General features: G+C 65.2%; 24 protein-coding genes and 1 tRNA gene. 18 read left to right on the top strand and 7 right to left on the bottom strand.

The window, feature by feature from the left end:
* The first annotated feature begins 17 nt into the window (after positions 1-17).
* Genes L0962_RS13555 through L0962_RS13590 form a run of 8 tightly spaced genes read left to right on the top strand, consistent with a single transcriptional unit; the run spans position 18 to position 7,577 of the window.
* A complete protein-coding gene (locus tag L0962_RS13555; RefSeq protein WP_234086989.1) occupies positions 18-374 on the top strand; it encodes a hypothetical protein in 357 nt (118 codons plus the stop codon).
* The gene (locus tag L0962_RS13560; RefSeq protein ID WP_234086990.1) at positions 358-1,608 is read left to right on the top strand and encodes an amidohydrolase family protein; all 1,251 of its coding nucleotides are present in this window, start codon (positions 358-360) and stop codon (positions 1,606-1,608) included. Before L0962_RS13555 ends, L0962_RS13560 begins: the two co-directional genes overlap by 17 nt.
* On the top strand, positions 1,605-3,485 hold the full coding sequence (locus L0962_RS13565) for an MFS transporter (RefSeq protein WP_234086991.1): 1,881 nt from the start codon (positions 1,605-1,607) through the stop codon (positions 3,483-3,485). Before L0962_RS13560 ends, L0962_RS13565 begins: the two co-directional genes overlap by 4 nt.
* Positions 3,486-3,523: 38 nt before the next feature.
* On the top strand, positions 3,524-4,285 hold the full coding sequence (locus tag L0962_RS13570) for a hypothetical protein (protein ID WP_234086992.1): 762 nt from the start codon (positions 3,524-3,526) through the stop codon (positions 4,283-4,285).
* 14 nt (positions 4,286-4,299) lie between these two features.
* Positions 4,300-5,175 carry a 4-hydroxybenzoate octaprenyltransferase gene (gene ubiA, locus L0962_RS13575; RefSeq protein WP_234087345.1) on the top strand — a complete coding sequence of 292 codons (876 nt, stop codon included), beginning with the start codon at positions 4,300-4,302 and terminating at the stop codon, positions 5,173-5,175.
* Entirely contained in the window at positions 5,172-6,647 is a 1,476-nt protein-coding gene (gene ubiD, locus L0962_RS13580; RefSeq protein ID WP_234086993.1) for a 4-hydroxy-3-polyprenylbenzoate decarboxylase, read from the top strand. Before ubiA ends, ubiD begins: the two co-directional genes overlap by 4 nt.
* 2 nt (positions 6,648-6,649) lie before the next feature.
* Positions 6,650-7,126 carry an N-acetyltransferase gene (locus L0962_RS13585; protein ID WP_234086994.1) on the top strand — a complete coding sequence of 159 codons (477 nt, stop codon included), beginning with the start codon at positions 6,650-6,652 and terminating at the stop codon, positions 7,124-7,126.
* Between the two features lie 43 nt (positions 7,127-7,169).
* On the top strand, positions 7,170-7,577 hold the full coding sequence (locus L0962_RS13590; RefSeq protein ID WP_234086995.1) for a hypothetical protein: 408 nt from the start codon (positions 7,170-7,172) through the stop codon (positions 7,575-7,577).
* A 13-nt stretch (positions 7,578-7,590) separates the two neighbouring features.
* On the opposite strand, the gene L0962_RS13595 is transcribed toward L0962_RS13590, so the two are convergent.
* From L0962_RS13595 to L0962_RS13610, 4 genes are read right to left on the bottom strand one after another with little or no spacing between them, the layout of a single operon-like run.
* On the bottom strand, positions 7,591-8,049 hold the full coding sequence (locus L0962_RS13595) for a CopD family protein (protein ID WP_234086996.1): 459 nt from the start codon (positions 8,047-8,049) through the stop codon (positions 7,591-7,593).
* A 45-nt stretch (positions 8,050-8,094) separates the two neighbouring features.
* Positions 8,095-8,832 carry a hypothetical protein gene (locus tag L0962_RS13600; protein ID WP_234086997.1) on the bottom strand — a complete coding sequence of 246 codons (738 nt, stop codon included), beginning with the start codon at positions 8,830-8,832 and terminating at the stop codon, positions 8,095-8,097.
* On the bottom strand, positions 8,829-10,232 hold the full coding sequence (dacB, locus tag L0962_RS13605) for a D-alanyl-D-alanine carboxypeptidase/D-alanyl-D-alanine-endopeptidase (RefSeq protein WP_234086998.1): 1,404 nt from the start codon (positions 10,230-10,232) through the stop codon (positions 8,829-8,831). Before dacB ends, L0962_RS13600 begins: the two co-directional genes overlap by 4 nt.
* Before the next feature lie 57 nt (positions 10,233-10,289).
* Positions 10,290-12,374 (bottom strand): methyl-accepting chemotaxis protein, encoded by a 2,085-nt coding sequence (locus L0962_RS13610; RefSeq protein WP_234086999.1) that lies wholly within the window; start codon positions 12,372-12,374, stop codon positions 10,290-10,292.
* A 394-nt stretch (positions 12,375-12,768) separates the two neighbouring features.
* On the opposite strand from L0962_RS13610, the gene L0962_RS13615 reads away from it, so the two are divergent.
* The 10 genes from L0962_RS13615 (at position 12,769) to ppk2 (ending at position 21,505) form a co-directional block, all read left to right on the top strand.
* Positions 12,769-13,059 carry a co-chaperone GroES gene (locus L0962_RS13615; RefSeq protein ID WP_234087000.1) on the top strand — a complete coding sequence of 97 codons (291 nt, stop codon included), beginning with the start codon at positions 12,769-12,771 and terminating at the stop codon, positions 13,057-13,059.
* Positions 13,060-13,107: 48 nt separating this feature from the next.
* Positions 13,108-14,757, top strand: a complete 1,650-nt coding sequence (gene groL, locus L0962_RS13620) for a chaperonin GroEL (RefSeq protein ID WP_234087001.1) — start codon at positions 13,108-13,110, stop codon at positions 14,755-14,757.
* Positions 14,758-14,885: 128 nt separating this feature from the next.
* On the top strand, positions 14,886-15,203 hold the full coding sequence (locus L0962_RS13625; RefSeq protein WP_234087002.1) for a DUF485 domain-containing protein: 318 nt from the start codon (positions 14,886-14,888) through the stop codon (positions 15,201-15,203).
* A gap of 38 nt (positions 15,204-15,241) precedes the next feature.
* Entirely contained in the window at positions 15,242-16,885 is a 1,644-nt protein-coding gene (gene actP / locus L0962_RS13630; protein WP_234087346.1) for a cation/acetate symporter ActP, read from the top strand.
* A 252-nt stretch (positions 16,886-17,137) separates the two neighbouring features.
* Positions 17,138-17,809 (top strand): response regulator transcription factor, encoded by a 672-nt coding sequence (locus tag L0962_RS13635; protein WP_234087003.1) that lies wholly within the window; start codon positions 17,138-17,140, stop codon positions 17,807-17,809.
* Positions 17,787-19,292, top strand: coding sequence for a sensor histidine kinase N-terminal domain-containing protein (locus L0962_RS13640; RefSeq protein WP_234087004.1), 1,506 nt, complete (start codon positions 17,787-17,789; stop codon positions 19,290-19,292). The genes L0962_RS13635 and L0962_RS13640 overlap by 23 nt, the downstream gene beginning before the upstream one ends.
* 73 nt (positions 19,293-19,365) lie before the next feature.
* Positions 19,366-19,441: transfer RNA gene (locus tag L0962_RS13645), tRNA-Phe, on the top strand.
* 102 nt (positions 19,442-19,543) lie between these two features.
* Positions 19,544-19,744, top strand: a complete 201-nt coding sequence (locus tag L0962_RS13650) for a hypothetical protein (protein ID WP_234087005.1) — start codon at positions 19,544-19,546, stop codon at positions 19,742-19,744.
* Positions 19,745-19,861: 117 nt separating this feature from the next.
* Positions 19,862-20,317, top strand: a complete 456-nt coding sequence (locus L0962_RS13655; protein WP_234087006.1) for a histidine phosphatase family protein — start codon at positions 19,862-19,864, stop codon at positions 20,315-20,317.
* 69 nt (positions 20,318-20,386) lie between these two features.
* Positions 20,387-21,505: a polyphosphate kinase 2 gene (gene ppk2, locus L0962_RS13660; protein WP_234087007.1), complete on the top strand. Its 1,119-nt coding sequence runs from the start codon at positions 20,387-20,389 to the stop codon at positions 21,503-21,505.
* 3 nt (positions 21,506-21,508) lie between these two features.
* On the opposite strand, the gene L0962_RS13665 is transcribed toward ppk2, so the two are convergent.
* From L0962_RS13665 to aceF, 3 genes are all read right to left on the bottom strand, one after another.
* Positions 21,509-22,000 (bottom strand): thioesterase family protein, encoded by a 492-nt coding sequence (locus L0962_RS13665; RefSeq protein WP_234087008.1) that lies wholly within the window; start codon positions 21,998-22,000, stop codon positions 21,509-21,511.
* A 138-nt stretch (positions 22,001-22,138) separates the two neighbouring features.
* On the bottom strand, positions 22,139-23,923 hold the full coding sequence (lpdA, locus tag L0962_RS13670) for a dihydrolipoyl dehydrogenase (RefSeq protein WP_234087009.1): 1,785 nt from the start codon (positions 23,921-23,923) through the stop codon (positions 22,139-22,141).
* A gap of 12 nt (positions 23,924-23,935) precedes the next feature.
* The gene (aceF, locus tag L0962_RS13675; protein ID WP_234087010.1) at positions 23,936-25,567 is read right to left on the bottom strand and encodes a dihydrolipoyllysine-residue acetyltransferase; all 1,632 of its coding nucleotides are present in this window, start codon (positions 25,565-25,567) and stop codon (positions 23,936-23,938) included.
* Positions 25,568-25,574: the final 7 nt, after the last annotated feature.

A 25,574-nucleotide genomic window follows, 5' to 3' on the forward strand; every position in this document is an offset into this window, starting at 1 on the left:
GCCGAAACAGCATGCGCGTGGAACCGATCATCGCCGTGCAGTTGTTGGTCTTCTTGGGGCTGACCTGGTTGGTCTATCGTCTCCTGGCAAGGCGTGTCCGCGTTGCCGGAATGCCGTGCTGGCAGGCCTGCTTGATATTCGCCAGTTGGTTAGCCGTTGCACCCTATGGCTTGCTCAAGCTTTTCGTCCCTTTGGCCAACCGGCTGTTCCTGATTTATCCCGCGCTCCAGAGCGGAGCCTGGGATGTTGGGCTGGCTTTTGCGCTCTGGTTGGGGATGGCTTTGGCCTATGCGTTGGGCGTCATCGTCGGTGTCTGGGGCGTCAGAAATTTAATCCGAATGAATGCAGGAAGGGAGCATGAAGGTGTCTGCTGAAGGAAATCCTGATCGCACTCGCCGCCGCTTGCTCGGCTTCATCGCCGGCGGCACCGCGCTGGCCGCCGCCGGTGCCAGCCTGGCCAAGCCGGTGGTGGTCAATCCCTGTCGCGCGGCGATTCCATTGCAACTGCTCGACAGCCCCTGGTTGAAGCAGGCCTGGGCCGGCATCGATCCGGCCGGGCTGTGGGACTGCCATGTGCATCTGGCCGGGCTGGGCGACGGTGGCAGCGGCATCGAGATCGGGCCGCAACTGTCGTCGCCGCTGCAGCCGGTGCATTACGCGCAGCGCCTGTTCTACATGAACGCCGGCTGCGCCCACGACGCGCCGGGTGCGGTCGATGCCGCCTACGTTGCGCGCCTGCTCAACCTGTGCGACGCGATGCCGGCAGGCTTCAAGGTCATGCTCTTCGCCTTCGAGCGTTTTCACGACGCGGCCGGCCACGCGCATCCCGAGCATTCGGCTTTCTACGTGCCGAACGCCTGGGCGGCCAAGCTGGCGCGCGAGTTTCCGGCGCGTTTCGAGTGGGTGGCGTCGCTGCATCCCTACCACGTTGCTGCGGTCGACGAGCTGAAACAGGCGATTTCCGACGGCGCGCGGGCGGTGAAATGGCTGCCGGCCGCGCAGGGCATGGACCCGGCGTCGCCCAAGTGCGATGCCTTCTACCGCGTGCTGGCCGAGGCCGGGACGCCGCTGATCGTCCATTGCGGCGAGGAAAAGGCGGTCAAGGGCAGCGATACCCAGGCCTTCGGCAACCCGCTGCGCCTGCGCCGGGCGCTCGATCTCGGCGTCCGGGTCGTGGTCGCCCACTGCGCGACGATGGGCACGGACCTCGACGACGATGGCCAGGTCCGCCCCAGTTTCGACCTCTTCCTCAAGGCGATGGCCGAGCCGCGTGCGGTCGACCGGCTCTACGGCGACATTTCCGCGATCGCGCTGCGCAACCGCCAGCCGGCCGTGATCCGCAGCCTGCTCGAACGCGAGGATCTGCATCCGCGCCTGCTGCACGGTTCGGACTATCCGTTGCCCGGCGTGCTGCCGCTGATTTCGCCGGCGACGCTGGCGCGCGCCGGCCTGCTGCCGAAGGCGGCGGTCGCCGATCTCGATGCGCTGCGCGAACACAACCCGCTACTCTTCGATTTCGTTCTCAAGCGCCTGCTCTCGTGGCAGGGTCATTCCTTCTCGCCGGCGGTCTTCGATACCCGCCGCATTTTTACGGTCGACCGGTCATGAGCGGACAATTCGCCCTCCTCAAGCAACGACGTTTCGCGCCCTTCTTCGTCACCCAGTTCCTCGGCGCCTTCAACGACAACCTGTTCAAGAACGCGCTGGTCGTGTTGTTGACTTTCCAGGCGGCACAATGGACGACGCTCAAGGCGGAGTTGCTGGCCAACCTGGCGGCCGGCGTCTTCATCCTGCCGTTCTTCCTGTTCTCGGCGACGGCCGGGCAACTGGCCGACAAATACGACAAGGCGCTGCTGGCGCGGCTGGTCAAGGTGCTGGAAATGGCGATCATGGCGATCGCCGCCGCCGGCTTCTTCCTGGTCAGCCTGCCGGTGCTGATGGTCGCGCTGTTTCTGCTCGGCTGCCATTCGACGCTGTTCGGGCCGGTCAAGTACGCGATCCTGCCGCAGCACCTGCACACCGACGAGCTGGTCGGCGGCAATGCGCTGATCGAGGCCGGCACCTTTATCGCCATCCTGATCGGCACGCTGGCCGGCGGCCTGCTCGCCGGCTCGGTCGAGCATCCGGCCTGGATTGCCGCCGGCGGCTTCGTCGTTGCTTTTGCCGGCTACCTGAGCAGCCGCGGCGTGCCGGTCGCACCGCCGCCGGCGCCCGGGCTGGCGGTCAACCTCAATCCGCTGACCGAAACCTGGCGCAATATCCGTTTTGCCCGACAGAACCGCACGGTCTTCCTGTCCATCCTCGGCATTTCGTGGTTCTGGCTGTTCGGCGCGATGCTGCTGGCGCAATTTCCGGCCTACGCCAAGAACGTGCTGGGCGGCGGCGAAGGCGCGGTGACGATGTTGCTGGCCGTGTTCACGGTCGGTATCGGTGCCGGTTCGATGCTGTGCGAGCGGATGTCGGGCAGACACGTCGAAATCGGTCTGGTGCCCTTCGGCTCGATCGGCCTGACGCTGTTCGGCCTGGACCTGTGGTGGGCTTCGCCGGCCGATCTGGTCGGTACGACGGCGCACGCGCTGAGCGCGCTGCTCAGCCTGCCGGCGGTCTGGCGCGTGTTGTTCGACCTGCTGATGTTGGGCGTCTTCGGCGGCTTCTTCATCGTGCCGCTGTACGCATTGGTCCAGTTGCGCAGCGCCGAAGAAACGCGGGCCCGGATCATCGCCGCCAACAACATCGTCAATGCCCTGTTCATGGTCGTCGGCGCGCTCGGTGCGGCGGCGGCGCTCGGCGCCGGGCTGTCGATCCCGGCGTTGTTCGGCATCGCGGCGCTGCTCAATGCGGCGGTGGCGGTGTACATCTACGGCCTGGTGCCGGAATTCCTGCTGCGTTTCATCGCCTGGCTGCTGGTCAAGGCGGTGTACCGGCTGCGCGTCGAGGGCGGTGAGCACATTCCGCTGGAAGGACCGGCGCTGCTCGTTGCCAACCACGTCAGTTACGCCGATGCGGTGATCCTGATGGGGGCTGCGCCGCGGCCGGTGCGCTTCGTGATGGATGCGCGCATCTACAACGCGCCGGTGCTCGGCTTCGTGTTCCGTCACTGCGGCGCGATTCCCATCGCCTCGGCCAAGGACGATCCGGCATTGATGGAAAAAGCCTTCGCCGAGGTGTCGACCGCACTGGCCGACGGCGAACTGGTCGGCATCTTCCCGGAGGGCGGGATTACCCGCGACGGCGAGTTGCAGCCCTTCCGCCCGGGCGTGAACCGCATCCTTGCCGACAATCCGGTGCCGGTCGTGCCGATGGCCTTGTCCGGCCTGTGGGGCAGTTTCTTCTCGCGCATCGACGGTGCGGCGATGCAGCGTCCGTTCCGGCGCGGGCCATTTTCGCCGATCCGGCTCCGGGTCGGGGCGCCGCTGGCGGCGGCCGAGGCGACACCGGCTGGCTTGTTCGAGATCGTTCGAGGGCTGCGGGGAGAGTTGCGGTGAACGGGTAAAATAGGCCGTTTTTCCCGCCGGATAGCCCGATGAATGCCGTAACGACGATACCCGAAGATCCGCTGGTCGCGCTGGCCGATGCCGACCTGCAACGCCTGGCGGCGCGCCTGGCGCAGGATGTGTTCGGCGGGGTGTTCCGGCAGGCCGTGTCGGCCGACGGTGCATCGGACGAAGCCGCGCTGGCCGAGGTCGGCGCGCGTTGTGCCAACTGGTGCCGGGCGGCGGGCAGCGACGAAGGCCGGGCCTTGCGGCTGGCTCTGCTGATCAGCGGCCTCGACCAGTGGGGGCTGGCTTACAGCCAGGCTTTCCAGCTGACGGCAATTCCGGCGCTGAGCGCGCTGGTCGGCGCCTTGCGCACCGGCCTTGATGCGCAAGGCGATGCGCTGTTTCAGCGCTATTTCGCACAAATCGACGATGAGGAAAGCGCCGCCATCGATTTCAAGATCGAACTGCGCCGGGCCATCCATCTGGCCTTGTGGCATGCCATGGCGGCTTGCGAGACCGCCGAGCAGGCAGGAAACATCGTCCGGCCGCTGGGCAGCCTGATGCTGGCGCTTGACCAGCGCATGCCGGTGCTCGGCTGGCGTCTGCTGGCCGATGCGCTGGCCAACATCCAGATCAGCCTGCTCAACGATGCTTCGGCCAGCGCGGTGGCGCAGGACGCGATGCAGACCCTGTTCGCCTCGCTGCGACATGCGTTGCCGGCCGACCGTTACCAGGCCATCCTGGCGCATTCCGGGCAGGCGGTGATCGCCTGGCAACGGGCCAGTCGTCCGGCGGCCGTGCACTGATGGACAAGGCGACAATGAACTGGCCGACGATCCGCGCCCGGCTCGATCTCTACGAGAAGCTGATGCGGCTGGACAAGCCGATCGGCACGCTGTTGCTGCTCTGGCCGACGCTGTGGGCGCTGTGGCTGTCGGCCGAGGGCGGCCCCAACTGGATCGTCGTCTGGGTGTTCGCCCTCGGCACCCTGTTGATGCGTTCGGCCGGCTGCGTGATCAACGATTACGCCGACCGCGATTTCGACAAACACGTCGAGCGCACCAGGGAACGCCCGCTGACCGCCGGCAAGGTGAGCACGAAAGAGGCGCTGCTCCTGTTCGCCGCGCTTTGCCTGGCGGCCTTCGCGCTGGTCCTGATGCTCGGCAAGCCGCTGGTCGTCTGGCTGTCGATTCCGGCGGTCTTCCTTGCCGCCAGCTACCCGTTCACCAAGCGCTTCTTCGCCATCCCCCAGGCCTACCTCGGCATTGCTTTCGGCTTCGGCATCCCGATGGCCTACGCCGCGCAGCTCGGCGAGGTGCCGGCGCAGGCCTGGTGGCTGTTGCTGGCCAATGTCTTCTGGGCGGTCGCCTACGATACCGAGTACGCGATGGTCGACCGCAACGACGACCTGAAGATCGGCATCAAGACCTCGGCGATCACCTTCGGCCGTTTCGACGTCGCCGCGGTGATGCTGTGCTACGCCGCGACACTGGCGCTGATCGCCTGGGTCGGCAGCAGCTATGCGCTGGGCTGGCCGTTCTACGGCGCGCTGGTCATCGCCGCCGGCATCATGGGCGTCCATTACACCTGGATCCGCGGCCGCGAACGCATGGCCTGCTTCAAGGCCTTCCTGCACAACAACTGGGTCGGCGGCATCATCTTCGCCGGCATCGCCCTGGACTTCCTGCTCCGATGAAATACCACGACCTGCGCGACTTCCTGTCGCAACTGGAAAAGACCGGCGAACTCAAGCGTGTCACGGTCGACGTCGATACGCACCTGGAAATGACCGAGATCGGCGACCGCGTGCTGCGCGCCGGCGGCCCGGCGCTGCTCTTCGAAAAGGCCCATACGCAGGGCCGCCGGCACGAGATGCCAGTACTCACCAACCTGTTCGGCACGCCGAAGCGCGTCGCGCTGGGCATGGGCGAGGAATCTGTGCAGGCGCTGCGCGAGGTCGGCAAGCTGCTTGCCTACCTCAAGGAACCGGAGCCGCCGAAGGGGCTGAAGGACGCCTGGGACAAGCTGCCGGTCCTGAAGCAGGTGCTCAACATGGCACCGAAGAAGGTGTCGAACGCGCCCTGTCAGGAAGTCGTCTGGGAAGGCCGGGATGTCGATTTGTCGCGGCTGCCGATCCAGCATTGCTGGCCCGGCGACGTCGCGCCGCTGATCACCTGGGGCCTGGTCGTCACCAAGGGACCGCACAAGAACCGGCAGAATCTCGGCATCTACCGCCAGCAGGTGCTCGGCCCGAACAAGCTGATCATGCGCTGGCTGGCGCATCGCGGCGGCGCCCTCGATTTCCGCGATTTCAAACTGGCCAACCCCGGTCAGCCGTTCCCGATTGCCGTGGTGCTTGGCTGCGATCCGGCGACCATTCTCGGCGCGGTGACGCCGGTACCGGATTCGCTGTCCGAATACCAGTTCGCCGGCCTGTTGCGCGGCGGCAAGACCGAGCTGACGCAATGCATCGGTTCGGGTTTGCAAGTGCCCGCTTCGGCGGAAATCGTTCTGGAAGGCCATATCCATCCGGACGAAATGGCGCTCGAAGGCCCTTATGGCGATCACACCGGCTACTACAACGAGCAGGCAAATTTCCCGGTTTTTACGGTCGACCGCATCACCATGCGCAAAAACCCGATCTACCACAGCACCTACACCGGCAAGCCGCCCGACGAGCCGGCGGTGCTCGGCGTTGCGCTCAACGAAGTGTTCGTGCCGCTGCTGCAGAAGCAGTTCACCGAGATCGTCGATTTCTACCTGCCGCCGGAAGGCTGTTCCTACCGGATGGCCATCGTGTCGATCAAGAAGCAGTACCCCGGCCACGCCAAGCGGGTGATGTTCGGCATCTGGAGCTTCCTGCGCCAGTTCATGTACACCAAGACCATCGTCGTGGTCGATGACGACATCGACATCCGCGACTGGAAGGAAGTGATCTGGGCGATGACCACGCGCTTCGACGCGGTGCGCGACACGACGCTGGTCGACAACACGCCGATCGACTACCTCGACTTCGCCTCGCCGGTGGCCGGCCTCGGTTCGAAGATGGGCATCGACGCGACCAACAAGTGGCCGGGCGAGACCAATCGCGAGTGGGGCCGGCCGATCGTCATGGATGCTGCGGTGAAAACGCGGGTCGACGAAATCTGGGACGGCTTGGGCTTGTGAGCATGACGGTCGTCGATGTCGATCTGGGCGATGCGCGCCACGCAGCGGCGCTCGTCGAACTGCTCGACCACTACGCGCAGGACCCGATGGGCGGCGGCGTGCCGCTCAGGCCCGAGGTCAGGGCGACGCTGGTCGATGCCCTGAAGCAGGTGCCGCATTTCCACGGTGCACTGGCTTTCGACGGCGAAAATGCGGTCGGCCTGATCCACTGCTTCGCCGGTTTTTCGACCTTTGCCGCGCGACCCTTGCTGAACATCCACGACATCGCCGTGCACCGCGCCTGGCGCGGCCGCGGGATCGGCCAGGCGCTGCTCGCCTGGGCGGAACAGCGGGCGAATGCACTGGGCTGCTGCAAGCTGACGCTGGAAGTGCTGTCGAACAACCGCCCGGCGATGGCTACCTACGAGCGGGCCGGTTTCGCGCCCTATGTGCTCGATCCGGCGGCCGGTCAGGCCTTGTTCCTGCAGAAAATGCTGTAGTCTTGCCGCGGCGGCAAGGTCGCCGCCGCATCGAGGAGAAGCCATGAACCAACCGGTTCCCGCGCCCGACCTGCAGGGCGTTCGTCCGTCGCTGGTGCAATTGACCCATGTCATCTACGCGCTGCACGCCAGCGCGGTGATCGTCGGCGTCAGCTCGTCGGTCGCCACGGTGGCCGGCGGTTTCGTCTTCGGCCTGCCGTCGCTGCTCGCCGTCTTCCTGAATTACCTGAAGCGCGGCGATGTGCGCGGTACCTGGCTGGAAAGCCATTTCAGCTGGCAGATCCGGACCTTCTGGTTTACCGCGCTGTGGCTGCTGGTGGCCGGTCTGCTGATGCTGACCATCGTCGGCATCCCGTTTGCCGCCTGGCTGGTCATTCCGCTGCTCGGCATCTGGGTCGGTTACCGCGTGATCCGCGGCTGGCTGGCCCTGGCCGGCGTGCGGCCGGTTTGATCCGGCGCCGGCTTCAGCCGACGAACAGCGGCCCGAGCGTGGCGATGGCCACGGTCAACGCGCCGAGCGCCAGATTCAGCGCCACCAGCGGCCGGATGCGGTTCATCGCCGCACCGGCCGTCGGCCAGTCCTGAGCGGCCACGCCGGCGCGCAGCCGGCGGTAGAACACCCCGTAGATGGCGATGAAGATCGCGGTCATCAGCAGGCCGAGGCCGGCCATCGCATGCCAGTACAGCGGCGCCTGGGCGAAACCGGGCATCAGGATCAGCGCAAAGCCGGAGACGAGGATCGCCGCAATGGCGACGCCGACCAGCGCAAAGAACCGGCCGAGCACGCCGCTCAGCAAGGGCAGGCGTTGTGGCGGCGGCAGCAGTTCGGCGGCGACCGGGCGCAGGCAGAAATGGGCGAAGCTCATGCCGCCGACCCAGACGATGACGCCGGCGAGATGCAGGAAAATCAGAAAAGAATGCATGGTCGGAACGCTTGCGGTGGGGACAGGCTGATTGTGCCCGAGATTTCAGCCGCGACCGACCGCGGCGGGAAAGCAGCGGCGGATCATCGCCAGCGAATGGCCGTAGCTGTGGCGGATCTGCGCGTCGTCGTAGCGGTGCTGGCGGCCGACCGGGCAGGCCTGGCGGGCAAGGCAGCCGGTGGCGCAGGGCGCGGCAGGACGCAGGCGTTCGCCGAGGCAGGCCGGCAGGTCGAAGGACTCGCCGCAGGCGCCGGCCGGGCAGGCCGCGACGCACGGCCGGTCGCGACAGTCGGCGCAAGGACTGCTGCGGTCGACCGGCACGGAGGGTGAAAAATCGCCGTCGCACAGCAGCAGCGCGCGGTAGGCGTACCAGCTGCCCCAGTGCGGATCGACTCCGACGCGGAATGGCGAATCGTGATGCCAGCCGGCCAGCGCACCGAGCGTCTGCAGGCCGATCGGTCGATCCGGCTCGACGGCGGCAGGGTAGAGCGCACGCCAGCGCCGTTCCGGCATTTTTTCGCGAAACACGCGGTCGACCGTAGCCAGCGTGTAAGTGTCGATCGGATGGTCGCCGGCGATGCCGCCGGCCTGCACGCAGTCCCACAGGCGCCGGCCGGCGTGGCCGAGCAGGATCAGCCGGGTTTCGCCGGCCTCGGCGCCGAGTTGCCGGCGAATGTCGTCGGGCAGCGCGTCGACCGCAAAGATGTGGCACAGATTGAGGCCGGCGTCGGCCAGCGCGCCGTCGGGGAAAAGCTCGGGATGCGGTGCGGCCGGGCTGCTCATGGCCGGTCGCCGCGCCGGGCGACCCAGGTCAGCAGCGCGTCGATCGCCGGTCCGCCGGCGGCGGCGCGCGGGTCGTTGATCAGGAAGGTCACCGCGTAACGCCGGCCGTCGCCGTCCAGGGCATAGCCGGCGGCGCTCTTCACACCATCCAGCGTGCCGGTCTTGATGTGCGCGCGGCCGACCGCCGGCGAGCCGTTCAGGCGCTTCTTCATCGTCCCGTCGACACCGGCCAGCGGCAGGCTGGCGATCAGCTCGGGCATCACCGGGTTGCGCCAGGCATCGAGCAGCAGCCGGTTGAGGCTGCCGGCGGCGATGCGTTCGCTGCGCGACAGGCCTGAGCCGTTGTCGACCACCAGTTCCGGGAAAGCCAGCCCGCGTGCGTTGAGCCAGTCGAGCAGGCGGCGCGTCGCGCGTTCGGTCGATGCCGGCGCGCCGTCGCCGGACAGCGTCAGGAACAGCTGGCGGGCCATCACGTTGTTGCTGTACTTGTTGATGTCGCGAACGATGTCGGCGAGCGGCGCCGACTCGTGACGGACGAGCGGCATCGCCCGTTCCGGCGTGCGGCCGTCGCGCACGCGGCCATCGAGCTTGCCGCCCAATTCGCGCCACAGCACGCGGATCAGCCCGTCGGCGTGCTGTTCCGGCGACAGCGGCGACAGGTTGAGCGCCCGTTCGCCGCATTGCTCGCCGTAGCTGCCGTTCATTTCCAGCCGCGGGCCGGGCAGCAGGCGCAGGCTGATCCGTTCCTTCCAGTCGCTGCCGCAGGCGCCTGGCGTCAGGCGCAGCTTGTTGTCGAACTGCAGGCCTTCGCTGGGCGTTTCGAGAATGGCGCGGGCGTTGCCGTCGACCGCAGCAAGTGTGAAGTTGAAGGCCTGGAAATTGAGCAGCAGCGCGTTCGGTCCGACGTTGTAAGGGCGCTGCGGCTTGTTGTCGAAGGCGGCCGGGTCGAAGGGGAAGGGGGCGAAGGCGCTGCGGTCGAGGACGATGTCGCCGGCGATGCGGTCGACGCCCCGGACGCGCAGTTTTCTCAGCAGCGCCCACAGGTCCTCGATGGCCAGCCGCGGGTCGCCGCTGCCCTTGAGGTAGAGATTTCCCTTCAGCACACCGTCGACCGCAGGCGCGTCGGTCCAGACGCCGGTCTGCCAGGTCCACGCCGGGCCGAGCAGATCGAGGCCGGCATAGGTGGTCAGCAGCTTCATCACCGACGCCGGGTTCATCGCCTGGCGGGCATTGTGTTCGAGCAGCGGGCGACCGGCATCGACCGGTTGGACGACGACGCCGACGGCGCTTTCGGGAATGCGCGCGGCGCGCAGCGCGTCGGCGACTTCCGGCGGCAGTTCGGCATGGAGCAGGGGGCTGGCGAGCAGGGCCAGGCAGAAACAGAGGAAACGGGCGAGCATGATCACGGAAATGAAAAAGGGGAGGCCGCAGCCTCCCCGGATTCTAAGCGGCTCCGCTCAGCGCCGGTAGAGTACGAAGCCGGAAATCAGCGTGTCGAGCTGGCGGGCGGTGCCGAGCAGATCGTCGGCCGCCTGGCGGGCCGAACGCGCCGCGGTGGTGTTCTGCTCGATCAGGTCGGTGATCTGTTGCATGCTGGCCGCCACTTCCTCGCTGGCGATGCCCTGCTGGCGTGCCGCATCCGAAATCTGGCCGGCCATCAGCGACACCTGGCCGGAGGATTCGGTGATACCGGCCAGCCCGGAAACGCTTTCGCGCAGTTTGCCGATGCCGGTATCGACTTCATCGGCGGCGATTTCCATGCTCGACACCGCCTGCGCGGTGACCGACTGGATTTCGTTGACCGTGTTGTTGATGTCGGCGGTCGAGGAGGTCGTGCGCTCGGCCAGCTTGCGCACTTCGTCGGCCACCACGGCGAAGCCGCGCCCCTGTTCGCCGGCCCGTGCCGCTTCGATGGCGGCGTTGAGCGCCAGCAGGTTGGTCTGGCTGGCGATGTCGGCGATCACCCGGGTGATGTCGCCGATCTTGGCGATCGAGCGGTTGAGCTGGTCGATCGTCTGCTTGGACGCGGTGACCGCCTCGACGACCCGGGTCGTCGCTTCCATGCTCTGATTGATGTTGTGGTTGCTCTGGCTGACCTGTTCCTGGGATTCGCGGGCGGCGCCGGCCGTTTCCTCGGCGTTGGCGGCGACTTCCTGGACCGACTGGCTGAATTCCTCGGTGGCGGCGGCCACGCCTTCGACGCTGGACTGCTGCTGCTCGGATTGCTGGGCGACCAGTGCCATCTGCGCTTCGAGTTCCTTGCTGCGGTTGTCGATGGCGCGCGAGGCCGAGGTGATCTCGTCGAGAATCGCCTTCAGCGTGCCCTGCATGGTCGCCAGGTTGCACATCAGGATGCCGGTTTCGTCGCGGCCGCTGATGTCGATTTCCTCGGTCAGGTCACCGCCGGCGATCTGCTCGAAATGGGCGATCGCCCGCCGCATCGGGCCGACGATGGCGCCGACCAGCAGCAGGCTGCCGATGGTGCCGATGGCGATGGCGGCAACCAGCAGGCCGATGCTCAGATTGCGGATTTCGGCGTAGTGGATTTCCGCCTTGCCGAATCGTTCGCTGGCGGACTTCGCCAGTTCGTCGACCAGCGCTTGCCCATCCTTTTGCATTTCCGCGTACAGCGGGTTGATGTTGCGCAGCAGGACGACGTTGGCTTCGGTGTAACTGCCTGCCTTGAGCAGTTCGCGGGCGGCGTTGACGCCTTCCTTGGAAAAGCGTTCGCGGGTTTCGCCGAACTTGTCGAGCAGTGCCTTCTGGTGTTCGCTCAGCGTGATGCCCTTGAGCTTGTCGAGCAAGGCGTTGATTTCCTCGCGGTTGCTCAGGGTCTTCTCGATATGCATGCCCAGCGGATGGTCGTGCATCTTCGACAGCGGACTGCCGGGGTCGTGCTGCAAGCCGAGCATGATCTGCGAACGATTGTCGGAGAGCAGGAACATCATCCGGTTGATGTCGTTCGACGGTTGCAGGTCGTTGAGATAAACCGCACGCAATTGTTCGTTGCTGCTCTTCAGTCCGCCCAGGCCGATGGCGCTGATCGCCAGCATCAGCGCGACCATGACGCCGATCGCCCCCCAAAGCCGGGCGCGCAGCCCCAGCATGCGGCGCCCGGTGGTCGGCAGGCTGCCCTTCTGTCCGGCAGCCTTGTAGGCCGCTTCCGCAGCGCTGCGCTTGTCGGCCGGCGCCGGTGTGCGTACCGACATGTAGCCAGTGATCCGGCCGTCCTTCTTGAGCGGCACGACAAAGGCCTCAACCCAGTAGAAATCGCCGTTCTTGCAGCGATTCTTGACCAGCCCGCGCCACGGCAACCCGGATTTCACCGTTTTCCACAGATCGCCGAACGCTGCCTCGGGCATGTCCGGGTGGCGGACGAGATTGTGGTTCTTGCCAAGCAGTTCCTCGCGGGAAAAACCGCTGATCTCGACGAAGGCATCGTTGGCGTAGGTGATGATGCCCTTCAGGTCGGTACGCGAGACCAGGTAGGTGTTGGGGGGGAACTGGACTTCTCGTTGGGTGACGGGCTGATTGTTTTTCATGTTCTGGCTACTTTTTGGGTGTGGCTGACGAGACTTGCCGGGTGGGGGGAGTTGTTGTCACGGCCAATAACCAACGGCACCGTGAGGCCATTCTAAACAGGCTGTTTGGAAATGGCTATCACTTAAGTAATAAGGGTTTTCCACAGCGTTTGTCGGTTTGCCGACAGGGTTTGCTTCGCGATCGAGCGGTCAGCAAGGAATGCGCCCGCGCGCCGGGCGGTGTCCGGAACAAAGAAATTTGTCGTGGCGGCCCTTGAAATCCGCCGGGGGCGAACCTATTATTAGCACTCACCGGATGCGAGTGCTAACAGAGAGCAGGCGCGCCGGGCCCGGCGCACTTGATCGCCGGCCTATTTCAAATCCGTTCGTTACCACTTCAATGGGAGTCATATCCATGAATATCCGTCCTTTGCACGACCGTGTGATCGTCAAGCGCGTCGAAGCCGAGCGTACTACCGCTTCCGGCATCGTCATCCCCGATTCCGCCGGCGAGAAGCCGGATCAGGGTGAAGTGCTGGCCGTCGGTCCGGGCAAGCGCGACGACGCCGGCAAGTATCTCGTTCCCGACGTCAAGGTCGGCGACCGCGTGCTGTTCGGCAAGTACGCCGGCCAGGCCGTCAAGGTCGATGGCCAGGAAGTCCTGGTCATGCGTGAAGAAGACATCATGGGTGTCCTGCAGAAGTAATTTCTGCGGTCGACCTTCTCTACAGAACAATTTTCAGGAGCTATTCACATGGCAGCCAAAGAAGTCAAATTCGGTGATTCCGCCCGCGCCCGCATGGTCGAAGGCATCAACATCCTGGCCGACGCGGTCAAGGTGACCCTGGGCCCGAAGGGCCGCAACGTCGTGCTCGAGCGTTCGTTCGGCGGCCCGACGGTGACCAAGGACGGCGTTTCCGTCGCCAAGGAAATCGAACTGAAGGACAAGTTCGCCAACATGGGCGCCCAGATGGTCAAGGAAGTTGCTTCCAAGACCTCCGACATCGCCGGTGACGGTACCACCACCGCCACCGTGCTGGCCCAGGCGATCGTCCGCGAAGGCATGAAGTACGTCGCCGCCGGCATGAACCCGATGGACCTGAAGCGCGGCATCGACAAGGCTGTCGCCGCCACCATCGAAGAGCTGAAGGCCATCTCCAAGCCCTGTACGACGACCAAGGAAATCGCCCAGGTCGGTTCGATCTCCGCCAACTCCGATTCCTCGATCGGCGACATCATTGCCGAGGCCATGGAAAAGGTCGGCAAGGAAGGCGTCATCACCGTTGAAGACGGCAAGTCCCTGGCCAACGAACTCGACGTCGTCGAAGGCATGCAGTTCGACCGCGGCTACCTGTCGCCGTACTTCATCAACAACCCGGAAAAGCAGGTTGCCCTGCTGGACAACCCGTTCGTCCTGCTGTTCGACAAGAAGATCTCCAACATCCGCGACCTGCTGCCGGTGCTGGAACAAGTCGCCAAGGCCTCGCGCCCGCTGCTGATCATCGCCGAAGACGTCGATGGCGAAGCGCTGGCCACCCTGGTCGTCAACAACATCCGCGGCATCCTGAAGACCGTCGCCGTCAAGGCCCCGGGCTTCGGCGACCGCCGCAAGGCCATGCTGGAAGACATCGCCATCCTGACCGGCGGCACCGTGATTTCGGAAGAAACCGGCCTGTCGCTGGAAAAGGCTGACCTGAAGGATCTGGGCCAGGCCAAGCGCATCGAGATCGCCAAGGAAAACACCACGATCATCGACGGCGCCGGCGACGAAGCCTCGATCCAGGCTCGCGTCAAGCAGATCCGCGTGCAGATCGAGGAAGCCACCTCCGACTACGACCGCGAAAAGCTGCAGGAACGTGTCGCCAAGCTGGCCGGCGGCGTTGCCGTGATCAAGGTCGGTGCCGCCACCGAAGTCGAAATGAAGGAAAAGAAGGCCCGCGTCGAAGACGCGCTGCACGCGACCCGTGCCGCCGTTGAAGAAGGCATCGTCCCGGGCGGCGGCGTTGCGCTGCTGCGTGCCCGTGCCAACATCGCCAAGATCAAGGGCGACAACCACGACCAGGACGCCGGCGTGAAGCTGATCCTGAAGGCCATCGAAGCCCCGCTGCGCGAAATCGTTTCGAACGCCGGCGACGAACCGTCCGTGGTCGTCGACAAGGTCGTTCGCGGCAAGGGTAACTACGGTTACAACGCTGCTTCCGGCGAATACGGCGACATGGTCGAAATGGGCGTGCTGGATCCGACCAAGGTTACCCGTACCGCGCTGCAGAACGCCGCTTCCGTGGCCGGCCTGATGCTGACCACCGAGTGCATGGTGGCCGAACTGGCCGAAGACAAGCCGGCCGGTGGCATGCCCGACATGGGCGGCATGGGTGGTATGGGCGGCATGGGCATGGGCATGTAAGCCTGCGCTTTCCGCACTTCGCCAAGCCCCGCCTCGTGCGGGGCTTTTTTTTGCCTTTTTCCGCCGTTTGCGTCGTCGACCGCATGCGGTATCCTTGGCGCCCCTTTTTCTCGGGATGATCCCGGACGATGTCCAGACCGTCTGCCCCGTACCAGCAGATCCACGACAATCCGCGCTTCCAGGCGCTGGTCGCCCGGCGCAATCGGCATGCGCTGGGACTGACGTTGCTCGTCCTGGTCCTGTACTTTGCCTACATCCTGGCGGTTGCCTTCGCGCCGGACTGGCTGGCTCGCCGGCTCGGGCCGGGGATGACCATGACGCTGGGCATGCCGCTCGGTCTGGGGATCATTGCGGTCAACGTCGTCTTGACCGCTTTTTATGTGCGGCGTGCCAACCGGGATTTCGATCGGGAAGCGGCGGAAGTCCGCAAGGAGGCCTGCCGGTGACGGCGCGCGGGGGGCGTGCCGGCCTGGCGTGTCTGCTGGTGCTGGGGTCTGCAGCGGCCTGGGCCGGCGAGCGGGGGATCGGTCATTTCGTCCGTCAGCAGACCAACTGGACGGTGGTCGTGACTTTCGTGCTGTGCATCGGCATCACGCTCTGGGTGTCGCGGCTGGCCGCCAGCCGGGCGCGACTGTCGATGGATTACTACGCCGGGGCGGGGGGCGTGACCGGGTTTCAGAATGGCCTGGCGATTGCCGGCGACTACATGTCGGCGGCCTCGCTGCTCGGCATCTCCGGCCTGGTTTTCGCCAGCGGTTTCGACGGGCTGATCTTCTCGGTGGGCTGGCTGGCCGGCTGGCCGGTGATCACTTTCCTGCTGGCCGAACGTCTGCGCAATCTCGGCAAGTTCACCTTTGCCGACGTGGCGGCCTACCGTTTTGCCCAGCGGCCGGTCCGCGTCTTCGCGGCCAGCGGGTCGCTGATCGTCATCGTCTTCTATCTGGTCGCCCAGATGGTCGGCGCCGGGCAACTGATCAAGTTGTTGCTCGGGCTCGAGTACGCTTATGCGGTGATCCTGGTCGGCATCGCCATGCTGGCCTACGTGCTGGTGGGCGGGATGACCTCGACCACCTGGGTGCAGATCACCAAGGCCGTGCTGCTGCTGGTCGGCACCTCCGTGATGGCCTTGGGCGTGATGCTGCATGTCGGCTTTGACCTTGATGCGCTGTTTGCCCATGCGGTGGCGGCACATCCGGCGCACGATGCGATCATGGGGCCGGGCGGCCTGATCCGCGATCCCTGGTCGGCGCTGTCGGTCGGCGTTGCCCTGATGTTCGGTACGGCCGGCCTGCCACATGTACTGATGCGCTTCTTCACGGTGACCTGCGCCCAGGAGGCACGCCGTTCGGTGGCCTGGGCGACCGGCTGGATCGGCTACTTCTACGCCCTCACCTTCATCGTCGGTTTCGGTGCCATCGCCTTGCTCTACGGCAATCCGGCCAGGCATTTCGTCGGCGGGCTGCCGGCGCGTGGCCTGGTCGGCGGTGAAAACATGGCGGCGGTCCATCTTGCCTCGGTGCTGGGCGGCGACGTCTTTCTCGGATTCTTCGCCGCCGTTGCGTTTGCCACCATTCTGGCGGTCGTTGCCGGTCTGGCTTTGTCCGGTGCGTCGGCGGTTGCCCGCGATCTGTACGCCAGCGTCTGGTGTGCCGGCGAGAGTTCGTCCGGCCGCGAGTTGCGCGTCGCCAAGCTGACTTCCTTTGCCCTCGGTGTCGTCGGTGTCGCTCTCGGTATCCTGTGCGAGCGGATGAACGTGGCGGTGCTGGTCATGCTCGCCTTCTCGATCGCCTGTTCGGCCAACTTTCCGGTGCTCGTCATGGCGATGCTGTGGCAGGGCTGCACGACGCGTGGGGCAACGCTGGGCGGATTTGCCGGGTTGTTGTCGTCGACCGCGCTCAGCCTGTTGTCCCCGCCGGTCTGGGAAGGCGTGCTGCGGATGCCCGTGGGATCGGCCCCGTTTCCGCTGATTTCGCCGGCCTTGCTGACGATGCCGCTGGCCTTCCTGTGTATCTGGCTGTTCTCGCGCTTTGATCGCTCGCCGCGGGCCGCCGAGGATCGTGCTGGTTATGCGGCGCAGTTCATTCGTTCGGAGACCGGTGTGGGCTTGTCCTACCGCAGCTCGCGCTGAGCGTTTTTCCCGTCGTGCTGCGGTCGACCGCAAGCGAAGCAGGAAATCCGGGCGACATCGGCCGGCGGGTTTCTTTGTTAAACTGGGGAGCGAAAAAAACGGTAGGGGGCTGCCCAGTGCAGGATCGGGTCAACCCCCTGAGTTGCGGGTGACCGCAAACTCCAAGACCATAAAAGGAGAACAGCCCGGACAGATTAAGGCCGCAGCCTTACACAGCGCTTACTAAAATGATGCCGGTGGGAAATTCCGAGAATGCGTATTCTGATTGCTGAAGACGACACCATCATTGCCGATGGTCTGACCCGTTCGCTGCGCCAGGCGGGTTACGCGGTGGACTGGGCGCCGAATGGACTGGAAGCGGAAGCCGCATTGGCCGCCGTCGGTTACGACCTGCTGATTCTCGACCTCGGACTGCCCAAGGTGCCCGGGCTGGAAGTGCTCAAGCGCCTGCGTGCCCGGAATTCCCAGTTGCCGGTCCTGATCCTGACCGCGCTCGACGGCACCGGGGACCGGGTCAAGGGGCTCGATCTGGGGGCCGACGACTACATGGTCAAGCCCTTCGAACTGGCCGAACTGGAAGCCCGCGTGCGGGCGCTGACCCGGCGTTCGGCCGGGACGGCACCGGTGATCCTGTGCGGTGCGCTGAGTTACGACCAGGTCGGGCGGATCGCCCAGATCGATGGTCAGGCGCTTGATCTTTCGGCGCGCGAGATCGGTCTGCTCGAAGTTCTGCTCAACCGCATGGGCCGTCTGGTCAGCAAGGACCAGCTGGTCGATCATCTGTGCGGCTGGGGCGAGGAGGTCAGTCACAACGCGATCGAGGTTTACGTGCATCGCCTGCGCAAGAAGCTTGAACCCGGCGGCGTCCGGATCGCCACGGTCCGCGGCCTGGGATACTGCCTTGAGCGACCGCAAGGGAACTAATCAAACCGGCGCGCAAAGCGAAAGCGAGCGCTCGCTGTTCGGCGAGATCCTCGACTGGATGCTGGCGCCGCTGCTGTTCGTCTGGCCGTTGTCGATCGCCTTCACCCATTATTTCGCCAACAACGTCGCCAAGTTTCCCTACGACCAGGCGCTGCGCGAACGGGTAATGGCCATCAGCCGTCAGGTCAGTCTGGTCGACGGCAAGCCGGTCGTTTCCCTGCACGAGTCGACGCGGGCCATCCTGCGGGCCGACGAAATGGACAGCGTGTATTTTCACGTGCTCGATCGCGATGGCCGCCTGCTGGTCGGCGACAAGGATCTGCCGGAGCCGGAGGCGCATCCGGATGGCGATCTGGTTCCCGGCGAAACCTATTTCCGCGATATCGAATATAACGGCCAGGATATCCGCGTCGCCTATTCCTGGCTGGCCGAACCGGGCATGGCCCAGCAGGACTGGGTGCTGGTCGAAGTGGCCGAAACCACCGAAAAGCGCACCCAGCTGGCCAACAAGATCGTTGCCAGCGTGATCCTGCCGCAGTTCATCATCATTCCGCTGGCCGTCATGCTGGTCTGGTTCGGGTTGTCGCGCGGTCTGCGGCCGCTCACCCGTCTGCGCAACACGATCGAGACGCGCCATCCGGCCGATCTTTCGCCGATCGCCACCCGACGGGTTCCGGAAGAGCTCGATCCGCTGGTCGACGCTTTCAACGCCATGCTCGAACGGATGAAGCGCAACGTCGAAGCCCAGCAGCGTTTCGTCGCCGACGCCGCACACCAGATGCGTACCCCGCTGACCGGGCTGAAGACGCAGGCCCAGTTCGCCATGCGCGAAACCGATCCGGCTGCGCTGCGGCATGCCTTGCAGCAGATCGCCACCGGGGTCGATCGTGCCGGCCGGCTCATCAACCAGTTGCTGACGCTGGCCCGCACCGAAGGCAGCGAGAGCGGCCAGCTGCAGCACGAACCTTTCGACCTGGTGCCGGTGGTTCGCGAGATTGTCGAGGACTGGGTGATGCTGGCGCTGGCCAGGGAAATCGATCTCGGCTTCGAGGCCGAGGACAAGGCAATCATCAGCGGCAACCCGCTGCTGCTGCGCGAACTGGTCAAGAACCTGATCGACAACGCCATCCGTTATACGCCCAATGGCGGACACGTCACCTGCCGCATCCTGCATATCGCACCGACCATCCTGCTCGAGGTCGAGGACGACGGAATCGGTATCAGCGAGGATCAGGCCGAACTGGTGTTCGAGCGTTTCTACCGGGTGGATGACGCGACGACGGAGGGGAGCGGGCTCGGTTTGGCCATCGTGCAGGAGATTGCCAGCCAGCACGGCACCACCGCCAGCCTTCGGCCGAATCCGCGCGGCAAGGGGGCGGTGGCGCGCGTCGCTTTCGCCGCCTGGTATCCGCCCTTGCCGCCGCCACCGCCGCCCGACGATTTTTCGGAGCTGTACCGCCAGTCGCCGCCGATCGGCCCCTGATGCGGTCGACTGCCGGAAAACGTGAAATCCTGTTGCGCAGCGCGTGGCGGGTCGCTATAATGCGGCCTCTCTTGGCCTGGTAGCTCAGTTGGTAGAGCAGCGGATTGAAAATCCGCGTGTCGGTGGTTCGATTCCGCCCCAGGCCACCAAGTTTCGTTCAGACGGCAACCTTCGGGTTGCCGTTTGTCTTTTCAGGCGGCCTGGGATGCATCTTGCTAGGAATGGCGGGTGTCTGTTCCTGGGAGAAGCTCATGTCAGTCCCGCTGAATGAGGAAAGCCTGTTCTGGATGCGCCTGGCGGCCTTCGCCACGCTTGCGGAGCATGTGCTGTCGACCGGTGCCTCGGTCTACGATGCCGAAGAACTGCTGCTCGGCTGGCGTTTGCCCGGCGATCTTCCATCCCGCTATGCCTGCCTGGCCGGCGGTGTGGCGAATGCGACAGTCCGTGGCTGAAGTCGCCGCTTCGTTTCGAGGCATCGATGTCATATCGCAGCACGAATGCGGTGCATGCCGGCTGACATGTTCCGGTAACATCGCTTGCGCATGATGGCGGCCTTTGCGGAGACAACCATGGATTTGCTGCTGTGGCGCCACGCCGAAGCCGAGGATGGCGAAGATGATCTGAAACGGCGCCTGACCTCGCGCGGCGAGAAGCAGGCGAAAACGATGGCGGCGTGGATACACGCCCATCAACCGAAGGATTTGCGCATTCTGGTCAGTCCGGCTGTGCGTACCCAGCAGACGGTGGAAGCGCTCAAGCTGCCCTTCGAGACCCACCGAAAACTGGGGCCCGATGCCTGCGTGTCGGAACTGATCGCCGCCATCGGTTGGCCGGATGCGCCGGGATCGGTGCTGGTCGTCGGTCATCAGCCGGCGCTGGGGCGCCTGGCCTCGCTGCTGCTGGCCGGCCAGGAAGCCGACTGGAGCATCAAGAAAGGGGCGCTGTGGTGGCTGTCCAACCGTTTGCGTCGCGGTGAAACGCAGACTGTGCTGCGGGCCATGATTCCGGTGGAATTGATCGACTGAGCCCCGCCTCTGGACAAGTCGCGCGCAGAGGCGTGAAATGAGCCTTTTGGCATACGCACAGGGGGCAAGATGGTCAGTACGACAAAAAAACAAGCGGCAACGACGTCGACCGCAGGCAACAAGCCGGCAGCGGTTCGCCGTCCGCGTACCCGCCAGGTGAGCCAGGGCGACGTGCCGCCGAACCCGTCGGCCGAAGGCATTGAAGGCTTTACCGTGCATAACGCGGTCGACGCGGCGCAGGCCAAGAAACTGGCCGCGATGCGCGATATCCTGGCCAATTCGCAGCCGGAAGAAGGGTTGGCCCTGCTCAAGGGATTGCTCAGTCAGCAGCGACTGACCGTCGATTCGCTGCAGGCCAACCCGGATGAGGAACTGGCCAGCGACTGGCGCGAAGGCGGTTATCCGTACAAGAACCTGATGCAGCGCCGCAACTACGAGCGGCAGAAGTACCGGCTACAGGTCGAACTGCTCAAGCTGCAGGCCTGGGTCAAGGAAACCGGCCAGAAAGTGGTGATCCTGTTCGAAGGCCGCGACGCGGCGGGCAAGGGCGGCACGATCAAGCGCTTCATGGAACACCTGAATCCACGGGGCGCCCGCGTCGTCGCGCTGGAGAAACCGACGCCGACCGAAATGGGCCAGTGGTACTTCCAGCGCTATGTGCAGCATCTGCCGACCAATGGCGAGATCGTGCTGTTCGACCGTTCCTGGTACAACCGCGCCGGTGTCGAACGGGTGATGGGCTTCTGTTCGGATCAGCAATACGCCGAATTCGTCCGCCAGGCGCCGGAGTTCGAGCGCATGCTGGCGCGTACCGGGACGCATCTGATCAAGTTCTGGTTCTCGGTCAGCCAGGAAGAACAGCGTCGCCGTTTCCGCGAGCGCAAGGTGCACCCGCTGAAGCAGTGGAAGCTGTCGCCGATCGACATGGCCTCGCTCGACAAATGGGACGATTACACCAAGGCCAAGGAAGCGATGTTCTTCCATACCGATACCGCGGATGCGCCGTGGACGGTGATCAAGTCCAATTGCAAGAAGCGCGCGCGCCTCAATGCGATGCGCTACGTGCTGCACAAGCTGCCGTATGCCAACAAGGACACGACGCGGATCGGCAATCTCGATCCGCTGATCGTCGGTCGCGCCAACGTGGTCTACGAGCGCGGCGAACACCAGGGCGTGCCGCTGCTTTGACCCTCAGCTGACGACGTAGGCGGCGCTGCCGGTGGCGATCAGCAGCCCGCCTTCGTTTTCCAGCGACATCTGAATCGACGCGATGCGGCCGCCAAGCCGGGTGACCCGGCCGGTGGCGGTGAATGTCTTGCCGATGCCCTGGTGCAGGAAATCGGTGCGCAAGTCGATGGTGCCGATGCGGCCGAAGCGGTGGGCAACCTGTTCGGCGGATTCGTGCGCGTACTTTTCGGCGATGGCAACGATCGCCGCCAGCCCGGCCACGGTGTCCAGCGCCGTGGCGATGACGCCGCCGTGCAGACGGCCGTACAAATAATGGCCGACCAGTTCCGGCCGCATCTCGAAAGTCAGTTGAACCTTGTCCGGTGCCAATGAGCTCATCCGGAAGCCGAGCAGTTCGCTGAAGCTGATCCGGTGTTCGAACATGTCGCGCAACATCGCTTCCAGACGTTCCTGTTCGTCGGCGCTGCGGCGCGCTTGCGGTGCTTGGTTGTGCATGGCTGGGACTGGGAAGGCAGAGGATGCGCCGATTTTAGCGTTCTCCTGCGGTCGACCGTAAGCAGGATAAAAAAAGGGCGACGGGGTTAGCCGTCGCCCAAACCGAACGCTAAAGAACTTAGCGTAACGCAGAGGCCTTTACTTCCGGCGCGGCGGCGGAACGTCCGTGCAGGAGCCGTGGGCGATTTCGGCGGCCATGCCGACCGATTCGCCCAGGGTGGGATGGGGGTGGATGGTCTTGCCGATATCGACGGCGTCGCAGCCCATTTCGATCGCCAGGCAGACCTCGCCGATCATGTCGCCGGCCGAGGGGCCGACGATGGCGCCGCCGATGACGCGGTGCGTCTCGGCATCGAAGATCAGCTTGGTGAAGCCGTAGTCGGCGCCGTTGGCGATGGCGCGACCGGAAGCCGCCCACGGGAACTTGGCGGTCTCGACCTTGCGGCCTTCCTTCTTCGCCTGGTCCTCGGTGTAGCCGACCCAGGCCACTTCCGGATGCGTGTAGGCGACGCCCGGGATGACCTGCACGTCGAAGGCAGCCTTGTGGCCGGCCGCGACTTCCGCCGCGACGTGCGCCTCGTGCACCGCCTTGTGCGCCAGCATCGGCTGGCCGACCAGATCGCCGATGGCGAAGATGTGCGGCACGTTGGTGCGCATCTGCGCGTCGACCGGGATGAAACCGCGTTCGTCGACGATGACGCCGGCCTTGTCGGCGCCGATCTTCTTGCCGTTCGGCGCGCGGCCGGCGGCTTGCAGGATCATGTCGTACTTGACCGCTTCGGTCGGGGCGCCTTCACCCTCGAATTTCACATACAAGCCGTCGTCCTTGGCGTCGACCGCCACGGTCTTGGTCTTCAGCATGATTTTGTCGAAGCGGCTGGCGTTCTGCTTTTCCCAGACCTTGACGGCGTCGCGGTCGGGGCCCTGCATCAGGCCGTCGGCCATTTCGACGACGTCGACCTTGGCGCCCAGCGTCGAGTACACCGTGGCCATTTCCAGGCCGATGATGCCGCCGCCGATGACCAGCATCTTCTCGGGAACGAAGCGCAGTTCCAGCGCGCCGGTCGAATCGACGATGCGCGGGTCCTTGGGGATGAAGGGCAGGTGCACGGCCGCCGAGCCGGCGGCGATGATGCACTGCTTGAACTTGACGACCTTCTTGGCGCCCGTCTTGTCCTGGCCGGCGCCGTCGGTGACTTCGACTTCCAGGTGGTTCGGATCGAGGAAGGTGCCGAAGCCGCGCACGACGTCGACCTTGCGGCCCTTGGCCATGCCGGCCAGACCGCCGGTCAGCTTGCCGACGACCTTTTCCTTGTGGGCGCGCAGTTTGTCCACGTCCACCGTCGGGGCGGCGAAGCTGACGCCGAGGTCATTGGCGTGTTGTGCTTCCTCGATGATCGCGGCGACGTGCAGCAGCGCCTTGGACGGGATGCAGCCGACGTTCAGACAGACGCCGCCGAGCGTTGCGTAACGCTCGACGATGACCGTCTTGAGGCCCAGATCGGCGGCGCGGAAGGCGGCGGAATAGCCGCCCGGACCGCCGCCCAGCACCAGCATGTCGTATTCGACGTCGGCGCCGCCGGCATGGCTGGCGGCGGCCGGTGCCGGCGCCGCCGGAGCGGCTTGCACGGTCGACGCGGTTTTTTGCCCATTTTCGGCGTTGACCGTCGAAGCGGCCGATGCGCCCGCCTCGACCTTGATCAGCAGAACCCCTTCGCTGACCTTGGCGCCGAGCTGCACCAGCACTTCCTTGACCGTACCGGCGACCGGCGACGGCACATCCATCGTCGCCTTGTCGGATTCCAGCGTGCAGATGGCGTCGTCGACCTTGATGCTGTCGCCGACCTTCACGAACAGGTCGATGACCGGCACGCTGTCGAAATCGCCGATGTCCGGGACTTTCACTTCAACCAGATTGCTCATGGTCATTCCCCCTTACAGCGCGACGCGACGGAAGTCGGCCAGCAGCTGCGCGACATAGACGTTGAAGCGGGTCGCCAGCGCGCCGTCGATGACGCGGTGGTCGGCGGTCAGCGACAACGGCAGGGTCAGGCGCGGCACGAACTGCTTGCCGTCCCAGACCGGCTTCATCGCCGACTTGTTGACGCCGAGGATGGCCACTTCCGGCGCATTGACGATCGGGGCGAAGTAGGTGCCGCCGATGCCGCCGAGCGACGAGATGGTGAAGCAGGCGCCGCTCATGTCGGCTGGCTTGAGCTTGCCGTCGCGCGCCTGCTTGGCGAGGTCGCCGGATTCCTGGGCGATCTCGAAGACCGACTTCTGGTCGGCGTTCTTGATTACCGGCACGACCAGGCCGTTCGGCGTGTCGGCGGCGAAGCCGATGTTGAAGTACTTCTTCAGCACCAGATTGTCGCCATCCAGCGAGGCGTTGAACTCGGGGAACTTCTGCAGGGCCTTGACGCAAGCCTTGACCAGGAAAGCCAGCATGGTCAGCTTGGCGCCGCCACCCTTTTCGTTTTCCTTGTTCAACTGCACGCGGAAAGCTTCCAGGTCGGTGATGTCGGCGTCCTCGTGGTAAGTCACGGCCGGGATCATCACCCAGTTGCGCGACAGGTTCTGGCCGGAAATCTTCTTGATACGCGACAGCGGCTTGACCTCGATTTCGCCGAACTTGCTGAAATCGACCTTCGGCCAGGGCAGCAGGTCGAGCGTGCCGCCGCCGCTGATGCCGCCGCCGGCAGCGACCGGGCCGGAGATGGCGCCGCTCAGCACGCCCTTGACGTACTTGGTCAGGTCTTCCTTGACGATGCGGCCCTTCGGACCGGTGGCGGCGACCTTGGACAGATCGACGCCCAGTTCGCGGGCATAGGCGCGGACCGACGGCGAGGCATGCACCTTGGCGCCGAGACCCAGCGTCTGCGGCTGGGCGGCCGGCAGCGAGGCCGGGGCGGCAGCCGGGGCGGTTTGCACGGTCGACGCCGTTTTTTGGCTGTTTTCCGTGTTGACCGTTGGAGCCGGCGCCGGGGCGGCAGCGGCTGGGGCGGCGGCGCCGCTTTCGACCTTGATCAGCAGCGAACCTTCGCCGACCTTGGAGCCGACCTGCACCAGCACTTCCTTGACGATGCCGGAGACGGTGCTCGGCACGTCCATGGTGGCCTTGTCGGATTCCAGCGTGGCGATGGCGTCGTCGACCTTGATCGTGTCGCCGACCTTGACGAACAGGTCGATGACCGGGACTTCGGAAAAGTCGCCGATGTCCGGCACCTTGACCTCGACCAGCGCACCGCCGGCTGCCGGCGCAGCGGCCGGGGCGGCAGCGGGGGCGGGTGCAGCGGCTGCAGGAGCAGGCGCCGCCGCAGCGGCTTCACCGGCTTCGACCTTGATCAGCAGCGAACCTTCGCCGACCTTGGAGCCGACCTGCACCAGCACTTCCTTGACGACGCCGGCAGCGGTGCTCGGCACGTCCATGGTGGCCTTGTCGGATTCCAGCGTGGCGATGGCGTCGTCGACCTTGATGCTGTCGCCGACCTTGACGAACAGGTCGATCACCGGCACTTCGGAGAAATCGCCGATATCGGGGACTTTGACTTCGATGAGTTGGCTCATGGTGGTC

The sequence above is a fragment of the Azonexus sp. R2A61 genome (assembly GCF_021401135.1).
In the GTDB taxonomy this organism is placed as follows: domain Bacteria; phylum Pseudomonadota; class Gammaproteobacteria; order Burkholderiales; family Rhodocyclaceae; genus Azonexus.

What these genes read in the sequence shown, in the direction of transcription:
- L0962_RS13560 (WP_234086990.1), top strand. Translation starts at nt 358, where the DNA reads ATGAAGGTGTCTGCTGAAGGAAATCCTGATCGCACTCGCCGCCGCTTG.
- L0962_RS13565 (WP_234086991.1), top strand. Translation starts at nt 1,605, where the DNA reads ATGAGCGGACAATTCGCCCTCCTCAAGCAACGACGTTTCGCGCCCTTC.
- L0962_RS13570 (WP_234086992.1), top strand. Translation starts at nt 3,524, where the DNA reads ATGAATGCCGTAACGACGATACCCGAAGATCCGCTGGTCGCGCTGGCC.
- ubiA (WP_234087345.1), top strand. Translation starts at nt 4,300, where the DNA reads ATGAACTGGCCGACGATCCGCGCCCGGCTCGATCTCTACGAGAAGCTG.
- ubiD (WP_234086993.1), top strand. Translation starts at nt 5,172, where the DNA reads ATGAAATACCACGACCTGCGCGACTTCCTGTCGCAACTGGAAAAGACC.
- L0962_RS13585 (WP_234086994.1), top strand. Translation starts at nt 6,650, where the DNA reads ATGACGGTCGTCGATGTCGATCTGGGCGATGCGCGCCACGCAGCGGCG.
- L0962_RS13590 (WP_234086995.1), top strand. Translation starts at nt 7,170, where the DNA reads ATGAACCAACCGGTTCCCGCGCCCGACCTGCAGGGCGTTCGTCCGTCG.
- L0962_RS13595 (WP_234086996.1), bottom strand. Translation starts at nt 8,049, where the DNA reads ATGCATTCTTTTCTGATTTTCCTGCATCTCGCCGGCGTCATCGTCTGG.
- L0962_RS13600 (WP_234086997.1), bottom strand. Translation starts at nt 8,832, where the DNA reads ATGAGCAGCCCGGCCGCACCGCATCCCGAGCTTTTCCCCGACGGCGCG.
- dacB (WP_234086998.1), bottom strand. Translation starts at nt 10,232, where the DNA reads ATGCTCGCCCGTTTCCTCTGTTTCTGCCTGGCCCTGCTCGCCAGCCCC.
- L0962_RS13610 (WP_234086999.1), bottom strand. Translation starts at nt 12,374, where the DNA reads ATGAAAAACAATCAGCCCGTCACCCAACGAGAAGTCCAGTTCCCCCCC.
- L0962_RS13615 (WP_234087000.1), top strand. Translation starts at nt 12,769, where the DNA reads ATGAATATCCGTCCTTTGCACGACCGTGTGATCGTCAAGCGCGTCGAA.
- groL (WP_234087001.1), top strand. Translation starts at nt 13,108, where the DNA reads ATGGCAGCCAAAGAAGTCAAATTCGGTGATTCCGCCCGCGCCCGCATG.
- L0962_RS13625 (WP_234087002.1), top strand. Translation starts at nt 14,886, where the DNA reads ATGTCCAGACCGTCTGCCCCGTACCAGCAGATCCACGACAATCCGCGC.
- L0962_RS13635 (WP_234087003.1), top strand. Translation starts at nt 17,138, where the DNA reads ATGCGTATTCTGATTGCTGAAGACGACACCATCATTGCCGATGGTCTG.
- L0962_RS13650 (WP_234087005.1), top strand. Translation starts at nt 19,544, where the DNA reads ATGTCAGTCCCGCTGAATGAGGAAAGCCTGTTCTGGATGCGCCTGGCG.
- L0962_RS13655 (WP_234087006.1), top strand. Translation starts at nt 19,862, where the DNA reads ATGGATTTGCTGCTGTGGCGCCACGCCGAAGCCGAGGATGGCGAAGAT.
- ppk2 (WP_234087007.1), top strand. Translation starts at nt 20,387, where the DNA reads ATGGTCAGTACGACAAAAAAACAAGCGGCAACGACGTCGACCGCAGGC.
- L0962_RS13665 (WP_234087008.1), bottom strand. Translation starts at nt 22,000, where the DNA reads ATGCACAACCAAGCACCGCAAGCGCGCCGCAGCGCCGACGAACAGGAA.
- lpdA (WP_234087009.1), bottom strand. Translation starts at nt 23,923, where the DNA reads ATGAGCAATCTGGTTGAAGTGAAAGTCCCGGACATCGGCGATTTCGAC.
- aceF (WP_234087010.1), bottom strand. Translation starts at nt 25,567, where the DNA reads ATGAGCCAACTCATCGAAGTCAAAGTCCCCGATATCGGCGATTTCTCC.